The following is a 15,973-nucleotide window of genomic DNA, read 5'->3' on the forward strand; positions in this document are numbered from 1 at the left end:
GTTTACCGCCAGTTCCTGCCTCGGGGTAAGCAATTTCCGTGTTCTCTTTGTCACTTCACCTACCGGGGGGTAGGTACCTGAATGGTCAACGGCGGCGAGTAAGGTGCGGCCATGAAAGATCGGAAAGCGGTTGTCCGCTGCGGATCCCGGTCTGCCGTGCGCCTCGCCGACCTCGCGCTGCTGGTCAGAGCGCCGGCCGCGCTGAGTGTCCCCGGTGACGTGATCGCGGGAGCGGCCGCCGCCGGACGCCCGCTGGGTGTCCGTACCCTCGGAGTGATCGGTTCCTCCGTGTGCCTCTACTGGGCCGGTATGGCCCTCAACGACTACGCCGACGCCACGGTCGACGCCGTCGAGCGGCCCGAACGACCCGTGCCGTCGGGGCGTGTCCCGCGCCGCACCGCTCTCGCCGTGGCCGGTGGGCTCACGGCGGCGGGGATCGGGCTGGCCGCGGCGGCGGGGGGTCGTCGCAGCGTGGGCGCTGCGCTGCCGTTGGCGGGGCTGGTGTGGGCGTATGACCTGAAGCTCAAGTCCACTCCGGCGGGGGGCTTCGCCATGGCGGGGGCTCGGGTGCTGGACGTACTGGCGGGAGCGGTCGTTCCCGGGGCCGGTGCCCCGTCGGTCGGTGTCGCACTGCGGCGTGCCGCGGTGCCCGCCGGGCTGGTCGGTGTGCATACCGGCACGTTGATGGCGCTCAGTCGTCATGAGATCGGCGGTGCGCCGGTGCGGGTTCCGGTCGCGACTCTTGCTGTGTCGGCGGCGACAGCGGTTGCCACGGCCATTCCGGGCACCCGGATCGACGTCGCAAGTGCCGGGAACGGTCGACGGTCGTCTGCTGCGCCGTCGTGGCTTGTCGCGCAGTTCCCCGCGCCCCTCAGGGGCGTTGTCGGCGCCGTTCCCTCCAAGTTCCGTACCGCCGTCACCGCCGCCGCCTCCCTCGCCTACCTCGGTACCTACGGCACCGCCCAGGCCCGGGCCGTGCGGGCGCCCTCGGCTGAGAACGTGCGGAGTGCCGTCGGAGCCGGAATTCTCGGGCTGATGCCCCTTCAGGCGGCGCTGACCGCGCGCGGCGGTTCGCCGGCCGTCGCCGCGGCGCTCGGCGTCGTCCACCCCCTCGCGCGGCGGCTGGCCCGGCGCATATCCCCCACCTGAGACCCACCACCTCCGTGTGAGGAACCCCGCAGCATGAGACCTCCCCCCACCTCCCTCAAGTTCGGCTACGGCACCAACGGCTTCACGCATCACCGGCTGACCGACGTCCTGGTCGTGCTCGCCGATCTCGGCTACGACGGCGTCGCCCTCACCCTCGACCACAACCACCTCGACCCGTACGCCGACGACCTGCCCCGGCGCGTCACCGCCCTCGCCCGGCAGCTCGGACGGCACGGCCTCGACGTCACGGTGGAGACGGGCGCGCCCTACTTCCTCGACCCGTGGGGCAAGCATCTGCCGACGTTGATGTCGGACGGCTCCGAGCAGAGGATCGACCTGCTGCGCCGCGCGCTGCGCATCGCGGCCGACCTCGGCTCGCCCACCGTTCACCTGTGCAGCGGCCCGGCGCCGGACGGGCTGTCGGAGCAGTACGTGTGGCAGCAGCTCGCGGCGGGTGTGGAGACCGTGCTGGAGAGCGCGGAGACGTACGGGGTGGCGCTGGCCTTCGAGCCGGAGCCGTACATGTTCGTCGACACCGTGGACCGCGTGCGGCACCTGGCCCAACTGGTCGACGGACACGAGCTGTTCGGGATCACCCTGGACATCGGCCACGCGCACTGCGTGGAGGAACGGCCCGTGCTGGACTGCGTGCGGCAGGCGGCGCCGCTCCTGCGCAACGTGCAGATCGAGGACATGCGGCGGGGCGTCCACCAGCACCTCGAATTCGGCACCGGCGAGATCGACTTCCCGCCCGTGCTGGCCGCCCTCCGCGAGCTCGGGAACCGCGGTCTGGTCTCCGTGGAGATCCAGGGCGGCTCACTCGACGCGCCCGACGTCGCCCGCCGCTCGATCGAGTTCCTGCGCGCGGCCGAGCAGAGTGCCGCGGCCGAACAGCGTGTCGCGGCCGAACAGAGTGTCGCGGCCGAGCAGGCCGCCGCGTCCGCATAGACCGCCACGGCCGCGTCGGCGCCGTACAAGCACCCCCACGCCACCTTCCTCCCCCTCCGGCCCAACCCCTCCCACCCCCCAGGAGGTTGTCCTCCCATGGCTCTGCCGACCGCGTCTCCCGCGGCCCCGCCGGATCCCCACCCCGCCCTGATCGCCGTACTGGACGACACGGCCCGCACCTGGCTGGACGAGAGCGCCGCCCAGGTCGCCGCCGATCCCGTCGCCGTGCGGCGTCTCTTCCCGGCCGTCCGACGAAAGTGCGGGCACGGGCATCTCGACGCGCACTGGTCCGTCGACGAGGCCGCCCGGGCCGCCCTGCTCACCGCGCTGCCCCTGCGCGGCCAGGCCCTCGCCGACGAGGTCGCCCGCCTCCACCGGCACGGTGACCCGGCCGAGCAGCGCGCCGTCCTGCGCGCCCTGCCGCTGCTCGATCTGGGCGACCTCGCCCTGCCCCTCGTACGGGAGGCCCTGCGCGGCAACGACACCACGCTGATCGAGGCCGCCCTCGGCCCGTACGCCGCCGCGCACCTCCCGGACGCCGAGTACCGGCAAGCCGTACTGAAGTGCGTCTTCTGCGAGATCCCGCTCGACCGCGTCACCGGCCTCAACACCCGGGCCGACCGCGAACTGGCCCGTATGCTCGCCGACTTCGCCCACGAGCGGATCGTCGCGGGACGTGCCGTACCCCAGGACATCCTGCCCTTCGTCCAGGCCTTCCCGGACGTCGTCGGCGGCCGCGCAGAACTCCAACACGCACTCACGGACGTACTCAAGGAAGAGGGCTGACCGTGCGCATCTTCGACCCCCACATCCACATGACCTCCCGGACGACCGACGACTACGAGGCGATGTACGCCGCAGGAGTGCGCGCCGTCGTCGAGCCCGCCTTCTGGCTGGGCCAGCCCCGCACCTCGCCCGAGAGCTTCTACGACTACTTCGACGGGCTGCTGGGCTGGGAGCCGTACCGCGCCGCCCAGTTCGGCATCCAGCACTTCTGCACGATCGCGCTCAACCCGAAGGAGGCCAACGACCCGCGTTGCCTCCCGGTCCTCGACGAACTGGACCGCTATCTCGCCAAGGACCGGGTCGTCGCCGTCGGCGAGATCGGCTACGACTCGATGACCCCGCAGGAGGACGAGGCGCTCGCCCGCCAGCTCCAGCTCGCCATCGCGCACGAGCTGCCCGCCCTCGTGCACACCCCGCACCGGGACAAGGCGGCCGGCACCCGGCGCACCCTGGACGTCGTACGGGAGTCGGGCATCGCCCCCGAACTCGTCGTCCTCGACCACCTCAACGAGCTCACCGTCGGCATGGTCCTCGACAGCGGCTGCTGGGCCGGGTTCTCGATCTACCCGAAGACCAAGATGAGCGAGGACCGGATGGTCGAGATCCTCGAGGAGCACGGGACCGAGCGGGTGCTCGTCAACTCCGCCGCGGACTGGGGGCGTTCGGATCCGCTGAAGACCCGGAAGACCGCCGACGCCATGCTCGCCGCCGGGTTCGGCGATGACGACGTCGACAAGGTGCTGTGGCGCAATCCCGTCGCCTTCTACGGTCAGAGCGGGCGGCTGGAGCTGGACGAGCCCAAGCCCGACGAGGAGGCCACCTTCCAGGGCAACTCCATACGTCGCGGGGGAGCGTGAGCACCTGATGCGCTTCCTGCATCCGGACGGCACCACCGTCCACCTCGGCTACTGCAGCAACGTCCACCAGGCGGAGGACCTCCAGGGCGTCATCGCCCAACTCGCCGAGTACGCCGAGCCCGTACGGGAGAGCCTCGGCGTCGACCGGCTCGGCATCGGGCTGTGGCTGGCCCGCCCGGTCGTCACCGAACTCGCCGACGACGAGGCCGCGTTGGGACGGCTGAAGAGCGAACTGCGGGCGCGTGGCCTGGAGACCGTCACCCTCAACGCCTTCCCCTACGCCGGATTCCACCGCGAGGTCGTCAAGAAGGACGTGTACCTGCCCGACTGGGCCGACGAGGCCCGGCTGAAGTACACCCTGGACTGCGCCCGCGTCCTCGCCGCCCTCCTCCCCGACGACGTCGGCCACGGCAGCGTCTCCACCCTGCCGCTGGCCTGGCGCACCCCGTGGCCGCCCGGCTGCGCGGAGGAGGCCCGGCACGCCCTGGAGCGGCTGACCACAGGGCTCGCGGCACTGGAGGCGTGGACGGGCCGCCGTATCCGCGTCGGCTTCGAACCGGAACCCGGGTGCGTCGTCGAGACCACCACCCAGGCGGTACGGGAGCTGGGCGGACTGGACCCCGACCGGCTCGGCATCTGCCTCGACGCCTGCCATCTCGCCGTGCAGTTCGAGCAGCCGGGGGAGGCGCTGCGGCGGCTCGCGGAGGCCGGCATGCCCGTGGTCAAGCTCCAGGCGTCCTGCGCCGTGGAGGCCGCGGACCCGGCCGACCCCGCCGCCCGCGCGGCCCTGCACCGGCTCGCCGAACCCCGGTTCCTGCACCAGACCCGTACGGCGGCCGACGGGGAGGTCCTGGGCGTGGACGACCTTCCGGACGCCCTCGACGGCGGGCTTCCGGATGGCGGCGGACCCTGGCGCGTCCACTTCCACGCCCCGCTGCACACCCGGCCCGAACCTCCGCTGCGCACCACCGCCGGCCAGCTCGACCAGGTCCTCACCGGGCTGCTGGGCGGGGCCTCGGCCGACTGCGACCACATCGAGGTCGAGACCTACACCTGGTCCGTCCTGCCCGAACCGCCCGCCGATCTGCCCGGCGGCATCGCCGCCGAACTCGCCTGGGCACGCGACCGGTTGACCGGTCTCGGCCTCAAGGAGGACCCGTCATGACCGACCCGTCGAACCGTGTTGTCGTCCTCGACATCGTCGGCCTCACCCCGAACCTCCTGGAGCACATGCCGGCCGTCGCCGCCCTCGGCGAACGCGGCTTCCAGGCCCGGCTCGACACCGTGCTCCCGGCCGTGACCTGCACCGTCCAGTCCACCCTCCTCACCGGCGAACCCCCGTCCACGCACGGAGCGGTGGCCAACGGCTGGTACTTCCGCGACCTCGGCGAGGTCATGCTGTGGCGCCAGCACAACGCCCTCGTCGGCGGCGAGAAGATCTGGGAGACGGCCCGCAGGACCAACCCCGACTACAAGGTCGCCAACATCTGCTGGTGGTACGCGATGGGCGCCGACGTCGACTGGACGGTCACCCCGCGTCCCATCTACTACTCGGACGGCGCCAAGGAACCCGACTGCTACACCCGGCCGCCGTCCCTGCACGACGAACTCACCGACCGGCTCGGCCCGTTCCCCCTGTTCACCTACTGGGGCCCGAACGCGGGCATGCCCTCCACCCAGTGGATCCTGGCGGCCGCCCGCCAGGTCTTCGACGAGAAGCGCCCCGACCTCACGCTTGTCTACATCCCGCAGATGGACTACGAGCCCCAGCGCTCCGGCCCGGACTCACCGGAGACCATCCGTGCCGCCCGCCAACTCGACGAGGCGCTGCGTCCGTTGCTCGACCACTTCCAGCGCGAGGGCGCCACCGTCGTCGCGCTCAGCGAGTACGGCATCACGCCCGCGTCCCGCCCGGTCGACATCAACCGCACCCTGCGCCGGGCCGGGCTGCTGGAGGTGTACACGCAGGACGGCATGGAGTACCTCGACCCGTGGACGTCCCGCGCGTTCGCGGTCGCCGACCACCAGATCGCCCACGTCTACGTCCGCGACCCCGCCGACACGGAGAAGGTCGCGAAGATCCTCGCCGAACTCGACGGCGTGGAGCGGGTGTTGGACGCCGAGGGCAAGGCGGCCCACGGCCTGGACCACGAGCGCTCGGGCGAACTCGTCGCAGTCGCCGACCCCGACGCCTGGTTCACGTACTACTACTGGCTGGACGACGAGCGCGCCCCCGACTTCGCCCGCCAGGTCGAGATCCACCGCAAGCCCGGCTACGACCCCGCCGAGCTCCTCTACGACGAGACCGTTCCCGCGGTGAAGCTGCGCGCCGTCGGCCAGGTGGCCCGCAAGAAGCTCGGCTTCCGCTACCGCCTCAAGACGGTCCCGCTCGACCCGTCCGGCGTCCGCGGCAGCCACGGACGCCTGCCCGCCGAGCCCGCCCACGGCCCCGTACTGCTGTGTTCGGAGCCGGGCCGGGCGCGGGAGGCGTACGCCGCCACGGAGGTCAAGTCCCTGCTGCTGGGCCTCGCCGGCCTGCACACGGAAGGTACGGAGAAATGACGACCCACCCGCCCCTGCCCACGATCCGCCCCCTGCTCGACCCGGCCCCCGAATACGCCAAGTGGCAGTCCGAGGAGCCGATCCGCAGGGTGACGATCTGGGGCGACAACAGCCCCTGGCTGATCACCGGCTACGAGGACGCCCGCACGGTCCTCGCCGACCCGCGCTTCAGCGCCGACGCCAACCACCCGAACTTCCCCCACACCCGCCCCGGAGCCCCGCCGCAGGCCCCCGGCCTCTTCCACCAGATGGACCCGCCGGACCACACCCGGCTGCGCCGCATGCTGATCCCCGACTTCACCTTCCGGCGCATCGAGCAGATGGAAGGCTCGATCCAGCGGATCTGCGACGACCTGCTGGAGGCGATGACGGACGGCGGTGCGACGGAAGCGGACCTGGTGGCGTCGTACGCCCTCCCGCTCCCCACCCTGGCCATCTGCGAACTGCTCGGCGTCCCCTACGAGGACCACGGCTTCTTCCGCGAGAAGTCCAACGCCCTCACCAGCGTGGCCGGTGACCCGGCCGAGGCGATGGCCGCGCGCATGGCGCTCTACGGCTATCTGCGCGCCCTCATCGAACGGCGCACGCAGGACCCCGCCGACGACCTCGTCTCCCGCCTGGCCACCGAGCGCGTGGCCACCGGCGAGGCCACGCTCGACGAGGCCACCGGCATGGTCTCCCTGCTCCTGCTGGCCGGCCACGAGACGACCGCGAACATGTTCCCGCTGGCCGTGATCGCCCTGCTGCGGAACCCGGCCCAACTGGACGCCCTGCGCGCCGACGACTCCCTGTGGCCGGGGGCGGTGGAGGAACTCCTGCGTCATCTGACGGTCATCCACTCCGGGCTACGGCGGGTCGCCACGGAGGACGTCGAGCTGTCCGGGGTCCGCATCGGCGCGGGGGAGGGTGTGGTGGTGGCGTTGCAGGCCGCCAACCGCGATCCGTCCCTGTACTCCAGCCCCGACGCCCTCGACGTCCACCGCGACGCGTCCGGCCACCTCGCCTTCGGCCACGGCCTGCACCAGTGCCTCGGCCAGTCGCTGGCCCGCGTCGAACTCCGCCTGGGCCTGTCCACCCTGTTCCGCAGGCTCCCGAGTCTGCGGATGGCGGCCCCTGAGGAGTCGCCGGCCCTCTCCATGAGCACCGTCCACGGGGTGCGCGCGCTGCCGGTCGCCTGGCGGTGAACCCGGGCCGGGCCGACCGACCGCACCGATACGGCCGGTCGGTCCGGTTCATGGCCTGACACGGCTGATATAGAGGCAGTCATGACCACCATCAGACTCGTCCAGGGGGACATCACACGCGAGAGCGTCGACGCGATCGTGAACGCCGCGAACTCCTCCCTCCTCGGCGGGGGAGGAGTCGACGGCGCGATCCACCGACGCGGCGGCCCCGAGATCCTCGCCGAGTGCCGCAAGCTGCGCGCCTCCCAGTACGGCAAGGGCCTGCGCGTGGGGCAGGCGGTCGCCACGACGGCCGGGAAGCTGGACGCGCGGTGGGTGATCCACACGGTGGGCCCGCGCTTCACCCCCGAGGAGGACCGCTCGGAGCTGCTCGCTTCCTGCTACCGGGAGTCGTTGCGGGTGGCGGACGAGCTGGGCGCCCGTACCGTCGCCTTCCCGGCCGTCTCGGCGGGAATCTACGGGTGGCCGATGGAGGACGCCGCCCGGATCGCGGTGGAGACGGTGCGGGCGACGGAGACCGCGGTCGAGGAGGTCAGGTTCGTCCTCTTCGACGAGAAGGCGTACGACGCGTTCGCCCGGCAGGTCCAATGACCACGGCGGTGCTCACACGAACTGACACGAAGTCACACGGCGAAGTTCACACCCCGAACAGCTCCGCCGCGTTGTCGTGGCACACAGCCCGCAGCCACTCCTCTCCGAGCCCCAGGCGTTCCAGGGCGTGCAACTGGTGCACATACGGATAGGGGATGTTGGGGAAGTCGGAGCCGAGCAGGACGCGGTCGCCGAGCGCGGCCAGTGTGGGCAGGGCCCGGCGGGGAAACGGCATGAACCCCTCGGCGAAGTCGGTGCACGCCATGGTCGTGTCCAGTCGTACCTCGCCGTACCGCTCGGCGAGGCCGAGGAACTCCTCGTACTCGGGCATTCCCAGATGCGCGACGATCAGCCGCAGCCGGGGATGCCGCGCCAGGACCCGGGTGATCGGCTCGGGGCCGGTGTGCTTGCCGGGCGCGGGCCCGGAGCCGCAGTGGATCACCACGGGGATCCGGGCCTCGGCCAGCAACCCCCAGGCGGGGTCGAGGAGTTGACCGGCCGGGTCGTACTCTCCCACCTGCACATGCGCCTTGAAGACGCGCGCGCCCGCCTCCACGGCCTCCCGGACGTATGCCTCGACGTCCGGCTCGGGGAAGAGGGTGGCGGTGTGCAGACAGTCGGGGGTGCGGCGGGCGAAGTCGGCCGCCCAGCCGTTCAGCCACCGGGCCATGCCCGGCTTGTGCGGGTAGAGCATCGCGGTGAAGGCCCGTACGCCGAACTCCCTGAGCAGGGCCGTGCGTTCCGCTTCCTGCTTGCGGTAGGTGATCGGCCATTCGACTCCACCGGTCAGTGGTCCGAGCGTGTCGAAGTAGTCCCACACCTTGCGCAGGACGCGCTCGGGCATGAAGTGCGTGTGGACGTCGACCAGCCCGGGAAGACCGAGCCGCTCCCAGAAGCGGCGGACCTCGCCGGCGTCCCCATCCGCGGGTACGTCCACACGGTGATCGTTCACGTCCCCCACGATCGTCCCCGGTGAGCCGGCGGTCCACCCTCTCGCGGACGAGATCCTTGAGGGATCCGTCACTTCGGCGGTCCCGGAGCGACGGCCTTCGGGCACAGCGTTTCCACTGCCTGGAGCACGTCCTCGGCCGTGTGTCCCGGGGGCGGGTCGAGCAGGGGGGCGCCGGCCCCTGCGTCCCTCCTACGCCGTCGAGCCCCGCAGCGCCCGGCGGAGGCCGGAGGCGTCGCGAAACCAGTGCGTCCGGAAGCCCAGGAGCCGAGCCGCGTCCACGTTCGCCCGGGTGTCGTCGACGAAGAGGCAGCGTGCCGGGTCGGCCTTCGCCGCCCGGCTCGCACGCAGAAAGGCCTCCGGGTCCGGCTTCGCGCACCCGAGGTCGCAGGACACCAGTAGCTCTGTGAAGCACCCCAGCTCCGGGTGCATGGCCCGAACGACCTGCCAGTAGGCCCGGTCGACATTGGACAGCAGCACGAGGCGGTGATTCTCGGCCAGCGCTTCGACGAGGCCCGCCATGCCGGGCATCGGCCAGGAGTAGGGCTCGAGCCAGGCGTCCTCGAACTGCCCGTACGTCAAGGCGAGTCCGTGTGCCTGGACGAGCCGGCGATGCACCTGCCGCAAGGTCACCTCGCCGGTGATGATCTCGCGGCGGGCCATGAGTCCGTCGAGGCGTCGCAGGGCGTCGTCGGGGTCGGTGCAGTGCCTGGCCAGTCGCGCGGGCACGATGTCGTTGTCGAACCCGATGATCACGCCGAAGAGGTCGAGGACGAACGCGTCGACGCGCCCGGTTCGGCTCACGGCCGCTCTCCCGTCGTCGCGGAGGGTGGTGCTGTCGGCGGCTCCGGCCTGCGACGGCCGGCGCGGCACCTCACGGCCGGGGCTGCTGCGTCCCCTGCGGATCGGGCCGGCCCGGGGTGACGGTCTCCCCCTGGATCACCCGGGGCGTGGCCGGATCGTCCTCGTCCTTCATCGCCCTGGCCTCGGCCTTGAGGATGCGTGCCGACTTGCCCGCCGAACGGGCCAGTTCGGGGAGCTTCTTCGCGCAGAGGACGGCTATGACGACGATGAGGATGATCGCGAGTTCGCTCATTCCGAACATGAGGGTCCTGTCCTTCCGGTGAGCCGGGTGATGCGCGCTGGCGCAGCCAGGACAGCATACCCTTGAAATCTACAGTACTGTAGAATGCCTTTGGATGGAAAGGGGACCGGGTGTGGCGGATCACCGGCAGCGCCCCCGGCGCCGGGGGCAGGGCGAGTTGGAGGTGCTGGTCCTGTCGGCGCTGCGGGAGGCGGACGGACCGGCGACGGCCGGCTGGGTGCAGGAGCGGCTCGGCGGGGACCTCGCCTACACGACGGTGATCACGATCCTGACCCGTCTGCTGGCCAAGGGCGCGGTGACCCGGGAGCGGGCCGGCCGGTCCTTCGCCTGGACGCCGGCCTCGGACGAGGCAGGTCTTGCGGCACACCGGATGCGCAAGGTGCTGGACGCCGAGAGCGACCGGGAGGCCGTGCTGGCCAGCTTCGTCACGGGCCTGGGGCCGGACGACGAGCGGCTGCTGCGTGAGCTGCTGGGGCACTCCGGAAGTGAAGGGGAAGACTGACGCCTCATGGGGGTCTTCGTCTTCCTGCCAATCGTCCTGCCCCTCACGGCCTGGCCGATCGCCCGCCTCGCCGAGCAGCATCTGCATCCCCGTACCGCCACGAAACTGCTCACCGGCGTCGCCGCGGTGATGGCGCTGTGCAGCACGGTGTGCCTGGCCCTGGTGATGGTCGTGGGCACCGCCCAACTGCCCGGCAACCCCCTGCCCGACGGCTGGTCGGATCCGGAGGTGCGCGCGGCCGTGCCGTACGACGAGGTCGTCGGCAAGGCGGCGATCCCGGCGCTGTGCCTGGTGGTCGTGGCCTGCGGCCGGACGCTGTGGCGGCACCGCCGGGTCCGTCGCCGCGCCCACCGGGCGCTCGCCGGGCTGCCGGGGACGGGAGTCGCCGTACTCCCCGACGAGGTGCCGTACGCGTACGCGCTGCCGGGCGGTCGTCAGGGCCGCGTGGTGGTGACCACCGCCATGCTGGACTGCCTCGAACCCGCCGAACGCCGGGCTCTGTTCGCCCATGAGCGGGCCCATCTGACCGCCCGGCACCACCGCTTCCTGCTCACCGTCCAACTGGCCGCGCGTGCCAATCCGTTCCTGCGCCCGCTGCGTACGGCGGTGGCGTACGCGGCGGAACGCTGGGCGGACGAAGAGGCGGCCCGGGTGGTCGGCAGCCGACGGACGGTGGCCGGCGCGATCGGCAAGGCGGCGCTGGTGACCCGCGGCGGTCCGCCGGCGGCGCTGGCCGGGTTCGCGGCGCCGGGGCCGGTGCCGCGCCGGGTGGCCGCGCTGCTCGGGCCGGCTCCGCAGGCGCGTCGCTGGCCGTCGCTGTTCACGTCGGCGGGCCTCGCGGCATGGGGCGCGGCCGCCGGGACGGCCGTATCGGCGATGGCGTCCGCGAACTCGGCGGTGACGATGGTCCTCATCCTGCGCGCGGCGACTCCCCTCTGAGCGAGGGGCGCCCACGGGCCGCGCGGGTCTCGGCCGATCAGCGGGTCCCGGCCCGTCAGAGGTCGAACTCGTGCGGCGGCAGGTCGAGCGCGTAGCACGCCTCGCGCACCACGGCCCGCTCGTCCTGGTCGAAGTCGCCGTCGGCGCCGCCGATGACGATGCCGATCTGGACGACGGCCCGCGCCTCGGCCGGCTTCTTGCGCGCCTTGGCGATCTCCTGCAGCACGCTCACCTTGCCGAAGTCGAAGTCGGCGACGAGCCGGTCGAGGTTCTCCTCGAAGCGCCGGCGCAGGTCGTCGGCGGGGAAGTTCCGCAACACCTCGTTGCCGGCGATCAGTTGGGCCACGCGCTGCCGCTCGGAGGGGTCGACGGTGCCGTCGGCCGCGGCGACGAGCGCGCACATGGCCATGCTCGCGTCGCGGAAGGCGCCGCTCCTGAGGTCGTTCTTCTTCGCCAGCAGCTGGGTCTGCATCGTCGATGCCGACTCCCTGATGCGGTCCCACAGGGCCATGAGAACTCCAAACGGGTACGGGGTTCGGCGGCAGCCCGTGCGGGGCGGCCGTTTCTTCTACAGCAATGTAGAAGTTAGCAGGAGGGTTCACGGGGTTCCCGCCCGGGGCCGGATCGGGGTTCCGCGAGGGCGTTCAGCGAGAGCGGCGGGGTTGTACGCGGGCTCAGGTGTGTGGCTAGGGTGCTGGCAATGTTCCGCGCTGACGCCACACCGGTCACTGACGCCACCGCCGTACCGGAACGACGGCGGCAGCCGCTGCCGTCCGCAGGGGCGGGAGTGAGACGTGTCGAGGTGCGGGACCCCTGTCTCGACAACGCCAAGTACCTGGCGATCCTGCTGGTGGCGACGGGGCACGCATGGGAGCCGTTGCGTGAGGGCAGCCGGTCCGTCACCGCGCTGTACATGCTCGTCTACGCCTTCCACATGCCGGTGTTCAGCACGCTCTCCGGCTACTTCTCGCGCGGCTTCGACGCGCGCCCGGAGCAGATCAGGCGCCTGGTGACGGGGCTCGTCGTCCCGTATGTCGTCTTCGAGGTGGCCTACACCTTTTTCACCCGATGGACCTCCCACGACCCCGACCGGTCGATCAGCCTGCTGGATCCGCTGTACCTGACCTGGTACCTGGCGGCGCTGTTCATCTGGCGGCTGACCTCGCCCGTCTGGCGCCTCGTGCGGTGGCCCATGCCGGTCGCGCTCGGCCTCGCCATGCTGGCGACCGTCTCACCGTCCGTCGGTGACGACCTCGACCTTCAGCGCGTGCTGCAGTTCCTGCCGTTCTTCGTGCTGGGCCTGTCCCTGAAGCCGGAGCACCTCGAGCTGGTGCGCCGCCGCGAGGTGCGCCTCCTGGCCGTACCGGTCCTCGTGTACGCGCTCGGCGTGGCGTACTGGGCGGTCCCGCGGATGAACTACGCCTGGTTCTTCCACAGCGACAGCGCGCAGGAACTGGCCGTCCCGGCCTGGTGCGGGCCCGTGATGACCCTGGCCACCTTCGGCTGCTCGGCCGTGCTCGTGGCCTGCTTCCTCGCCTGGGTGCCGAGTCGGCGGACCTGGTTCACCGTGCTGGGCGCGGGCACGCTGTGCGGCTATCTCCTGCACGGCTTCGTCGCCCAGGGAGCGGAGTTCTGGGGCTGGTACGACGGTGCCTGGGTCCGGCAGCCCGCCGGCGAGGTCACCGTCACGCTGATCGCGGCGGCGGTCATGACCGCGCTGTGCGCCCCCGCCGTACAGCGGGTCTTCCGCCGGGCGACGGACCCACGGTCCGCCTATGCCCTCCTCGGTCGGGCCCGCCGGTTCCCGCCGCGTGCTCTTCAGCGGTTACGCGGGGCCACCAGGCCGGACTCGTAGGCCAGGACCACGAGCTGGGCGCGGTCACGGGCGTGGAGCTTGGCCATGGCACGGTTGACGTGGGTCTTCGCGGTCAGGGCGCTGATCACCATGCGGTCCGCGATCTCGTCGTTGGACAGGCCCTGCGCGACGAGGACGACGGCCTCCCGCTCGCGGCCGGTCAGCTCCGTCAGCCCGGCCTCCGCGGCGGGGCCGGTGTGGCGCGGCTGAGTGACGTACTGGTCGATGAGCCTGCGGGTGATCGACGGCGCGAGCAGGGCGTCGCCGCGCGCCGCGACGCGCACGGCATGGACGAAGTCCTCCGGCACGATGTCTTTGACGAGGAATCCGGCCGCCCCGGCGCGCAGCGCGTCGAAGACGTACTCGTCGAAGCCGTAGTTGGTCAGGATGACGACGTGCACCCCGCTCAGGACGGGGTCCGAGGCGATGCGCCGGGTCGCCTCGATGCCGTCGACGACCGGCATCTGGACGTCGATCAGGGCGATGTCGGGCAGGTGTTCCCGGGCCAGCGCCAAACCCTCCTCGCCGTCGGCGGCCTCGGCGACCACCTCGATGTCGTCCTCGAGGTCGAGGAGCGCGCGGAATCCGCTGCGGATCAGCGACTGGTCGTCGACCAGCAGGACACGGATCATGACGTTCGGTCCACGGGGAGTTCGGCCTGGACGGTGAAGCCGCCCTCACCTCGCGGTTCGGCACGCAGCCGGCCGCCGAGGGCGGTGACCCGCTCGCGCATGCCGAGCAGTCCGACGCCGGGCGTCGGGGCGGTGCCCGGCGTGGCCCGGCCGTCGTCGTCGACGCGGACCGCGAGGGCGTTCGGACGGTAGTCGACCCGGACCGACGCCGTGGCGGCGTCCGCGTGCCGGGCGATGTTGGTGAGCGACTCCTGGACGATCCGGTAGACGGTACGGTCCACCGCGGCCGGCACGTCGTGCCTCCGGCCCTCGATCGTCAGCGTCGCGTCGAGGCCGCCGGCCCGGGCCCGTTCGACCAGTTCCGGGACGTGGTCCAGCCCGCGTGGCGGAGCCGTGCCGTCGTCGCGCAGCGCCTCCAGGGTCGCGCGCAGCTCCCGGCTCGCCTCCCGGCCGGCCTCCCGGATCGCCAGCAGCGCCTCCGGTACCTGTTCGCCGCGCCTGCGGGCCGCGTGGACGGCGACCTCGGACTGCAGCTTGACGACCGAGATCTGGTGGGTGAGCGAGTCGTGCAGCTCCCGGGCGATGTGCAGCCGCTCCTCGTCGGCGCGACGGCGCGCGGTCTCCTCCCGTGTGCGCTCGGCCTCGTCCGCCCGGCGCTCGGCCTGGCGCAGCGCTTCCCCCGCGGCACCGGCAGCGATCAGCCAGGCCACCTCCAGGGCGCCCCTGGCCCGCGCGAACGCCTCGCCCGTGTCGTGCAGACCCGAGGCCAGGGCCGCGGCGGGCAGGGCGGCCAGCATGAGCACGCTCGCCACCACCGTGACCGTGCGGTTCCCCGCCCGGACGGCCGCGTACACCGCGAACAGGTACGCGACGGCGGGCACGTCGAAACCGGCGGCCTGGTAACCCACCGCGCACAGCCCGGTGACCGCCAGCACCGTAACCGGAGCCTGGCGGCGCGCCGCCAGCGTCAGACCGCCGGCCACCAGCAACGCGTACCCGAGCACCTCGGGGCTCGCGCCGGAGCGCTGCTCGGACAGCCCGGTGACCAGCAGCACGGCCGCCACACAGCCGGCGATCACCCAGTCCCCGACACCGGCCGGGAGACCAGACAGACCCGTCCTCACGCCTGTCCTCATGTGCGCACCGTAGCCGGATTCCCGGCGCGGGCGAATCCGGCCTGCGGATGATCGGTCGCCTACCGCGCACGCAGTACAGACGAGGTGGCTGCGGCGTCGGCGGTAGACGGGGACGGTGCCGGCGGCAGCGCGAAGTGACTGCGTGCGGGGGACGACCGGGGGCGGGTCCGCAGGAAACGCTGGATGACGTCCGAACCCGTGAACGCGGGGCGTGAGCGAGCAGCCCGCGCAGGCCGCGCATGAGACGTACGAAAGAGGCGAGGGACATGAGCGCATCAGGAGCCCCGATGTCGGTCCGGCGTGTGCTGACCGCGACCGCGGCCGCCCTGCTCGGAGGGTTCTGGCTTGCCGCACCGGCGGTCGCGCAGGCCTCGGCCCAGCCGTCCGCCGCCGGTGCCACCGACCTGAGCGTCGGGCGGGTCGTGGCCATCGTGGCCGGCGCGCTGGGGCTGGTCGGTGTGGCCGTCGGCATGTCGGCGCTGGCCCGCCCCGCCGGCCGGTTCGGCGCCGCCGGGCGACTCGGAACCGTCGTCCCGCCCGCGGCGGGGCTGACCGCCCTGGCCCTCGGCGGGCTGGTCGTGGCCACGGCCGACGGCGGGCTCGGCACCGGCAACGGGCTGGGCGGGGGTGTCGTGGCCATGGTGCTGGGGCTGACCGGCGTGGTCCTCGGCGGGCTGGCCCGGACCCGGTCCCGCCGCTCGGTCGTACAGGAGGGCCGCCGGACCGGGTGACCGCGCTGCCCACCGACCGGGAAGCCCTTCATCGGACCGTCCTTCCA

General features: G+C 72.3%; 18 protein-coding genes. 12 read left to right on the forward strand and 6 right to left on the reverse strand.

Annotation, left to right across the window (positions count from 1 at the left end; translation table 11 throughout):
* Positions 1-111: 111 nt before the first annotated feature.
* The 8 genes from EJ357_RS38390 to EJ357_RS38425 all read left to right on the forward strand — a co-directional run bounded on the left by EJ357_RS38390 (position 112) and on the right by EJ357_RS38425 (position 8,077).
* A complete protein-coding gene (locus EJ357_RS38390; RefSeq protein ID WP_175647670.1) occupies positions 112-1,149 on the forward strand; it encodes an SCO3242 family prenyltransferase in 1,038 nt (345 codons plus the stop codon).
* Positions 1,150-1,182: 33 nt separating this feature from the next.
* Complete coding sequence (locus tag EJ357_RS38395; RefSeq protein WP_126396258.1) at positions 1,183-2,097, forward strand: sugar phosphate isomerase/epimerase family protein; 915 nt, start codon at positions 1,183-1,185, stop codon at positions 2,095-2,097.
* A 96-nt stretch (positions 2,098-2,193) separates the two neighbouring features.
* Positions 2,194-2,883 (forward strand): EboA domain-containing protein, encoded by a 690-nt coding sequence (locus tag EJ357_RS38400; protein ID WP_175647671.1) that lies wholly within the window; start codon positions 2,194-2,196, stop codon positions 2,881-2,883.
* A gap of 2 nt (positions 2,884-2,885) precedes the next feature.
* The gene (locus tag EJ357_RS38405) at positions 2,886-3,740 is read left to right on the forward strand and encodes a TatD family hydrolase (protein ID WP_126396259.1); all 855 of its coding nucleotides are present in this window, start codon (positions 2,886-2,888) and stop codon (positions 3,738-3,740) included.
* A gap of 7 nt (positions 3,741-3,747) precedes the next feature.
* Positions 3,748-4,905, forward strand: coding sequence for a metabolite traffic protein EboE (gene eboE, locus EJ357_RS38410; protein ID WP_126396260.1), 1,158 nt, complete (start codon positions 3,748-3,750; stop codon positions 4,903-4,905).
* Positions 4,902-6,302: an alkaline phosphatase family protein gene (locus tag EJ357_RS38415; RefSeq protein WP_126396261.1), complete on the forward strand. Its 1,401-nt coding sequence runs from the start codon at positions 4,902-4,904 to the stop codon at positions 6,300-6,302. The genes eboE and EJ357_RS38415 overlap by 4 nt, the downstream gene beginning before the upstream one ends.
* Positions 6,299-7,486 (forward strand): cytochrome P450, encoded by a 1,188-nt coding sequence (locus EJ357_RS38420; protein ID WP_126396262.1) that lies wholly within the window; start codon positions 6,299-6,301, stop codon positions 7,484-7,486. The genes EJ357_RS38415 and EJ357_RS38420 overlap by 4 nt, the downstream gene beginning before the upstream one ends.
* An 81-nt stretch (positions 7,487-7,567) precedes the next feature.
* On the forward strand, positions 7,568-8,077 hold the full coding sequence (locus EJ357_RS38425) for an O-acetyl-ADP-ribose deacetylase (RefSeq protein WP_126396263.1): 510 nt from the start codon (positions 7,568-7,570) through the stop codon (positions 8,075-8,077).
* Positions 8,078-8,123: 46 nt separating this feature from the next.
* Here the strand turns inward: EJ357_RS38425 and EJ357_RS38430 are convergent, their stop codons facing one another.
* The 3 genes from EJ357_RS38430 to EJ357_RS38440 all read right to left on the reverse strand — a co-directional run bounded on the left by EJ357_RS38430 (position 8,124) and on the right by EJ357_RS38440 (position 10,131).
* A complete protein-coding gene (locus EJ357_RS38430; protein WP_228472739.1) occupies positions 8,124-9,029 on the reverse strand; it encodes an amidohydrolase family protein in 906 nt (301 codons plus the stop codon).
* 189 nt (positions 9,030-9,218) lie between these two features.
* Positions 9,219-9,830 (reverse strand): HAD family hydrolase, encoded by a 612-nt coding sequence (locus EJ357_RS38435; protein WP_126396265.1) that lies wholly within the window; start codon positions 9,828-9,830, stop codon positions 9,219-9,221.
* Between the two features lie 70 nt (positions 9,831-9,900).
* Positions 9,901-10,131, reverse strand: a complete 231-nt coding sequence (locus EJ357_RS38440; protein WP_126396266.1) for a twin-arginine translocase TatA/TatE family subunit — start codon at positions 10,129-10,131, stop codon at positions 9,901-9,903.
* Between the two features lie 112 nt (positions 10,132-10,243).
* On the opposite strand from EJ357_RS38440, the gene EJ357_RS38445 reads away from it, so the two are divergent.
* Positions 10,244-10,633: a BlaI/MecI/CopY family transcriptional regulator gene (locus tag EJ357_RS38445; protein WP_175647875.1), complete on the forward strand. Its 390-nt coding sequence runs from the start codon at positions 10,244-10,246 to the stop codon at positions 10,631-10,633.
* A 6-nt stretch (positions 10,634-10,639) separates the two neighbouring features.
* Positions 10,640-11,572, forward strand: a complete 933-nt coding sequence (locus EJ357_RS38450; protein WP_126396268.1) for a M56 family metallopeptidase — start codon at positions 10,640-10,642, stop codon at positions 11,570-11,572.
* 55 nt (positions 11,573-11,627) lie between these two features.
* Here EJ357_RS38450 and EJ357_RS38455 read toward each other — a convergent pair whose 3' ends face one another.
* Entirely contained in the window at positions 11,628-12,083 is a 456-nt protein-coding gene (locus EJ357_RS38455; RefSeq protein ID WP_126396269.1) for a tellurite resistance TerB family protein, read from the reverse strand.
* A 189-nt stretch (positions 12,084-12,272) separates the two neighbouring features.
* Between EJ357_RS38455 and EJ357_RS38460 the strand changes: the two genes are divergently transcribed.
* Positions 12,273-13,427, forward strand: coding sequence for an acyltransferase family protein (locus tag EJ357_RS38460; protein WP_126396270.1), 1,155 nt, complete (start codon positions 12,273-12,275; stop codon positions 13,425-13,427).
* Here EJ357_RS38460 and EJ357_RS38465 read toward each other — a convergent pair.
* Positions 13,391-14,059, reverse strand: coding sequence for a response regulator (locus tag EJ357_RS38465; protein WP_126396271.1), 669 nt, complete (start codon positions 14,057-14,059; stop codon positions 13,391-13,393). The two genes, EJ357_RS38460 and EJ357_RS38465, sit on opposite strands and share 37 nt — an antisense overlap.
* Entirely contained in the window at positions 14,056-15,195 is a 1,140-nt protein-coding gene (locus tag EJ357_RS38470) for a sensor histidine kinase (RefSeq protein ID WP_126396272.1), read from the reverse strand. The genes EJ357_RS38465 and EJ357_RS38470 overlap by 4 nt, the downstream gene beginning before the upstream one ends.
* A gap of 287 nt (positions 15,196-15,482) precedes the next feature.
* Here EJ357_RS38470 and EJ357_RS38475 point away from each other — a divergent pair, with 287 nt between their 5' ends.
* Entirely contained in the window at positions 15,483-15,926 is a 444-nt protein-coding gene (locus EJ357_RS38475) for a DUF6223 family protein (protein WP_126396273.1), read from the forward strand.
* The last annotated feature ends 47 nt before the right edge of the window (positions 15,927-15,973 follow it).

The sequence above is a fragment of the Streptomyces cyaneochromogenes genome (genome assembly GCF_003963535.1).
In the GTDB taxonomy this organism is placed as follows: Bacteria; Actinomycetota; Actinomycetes; order Streptomycetales; family Streptomycetaceae; genus Streptomyces; species Streptomyces shaanxiensis.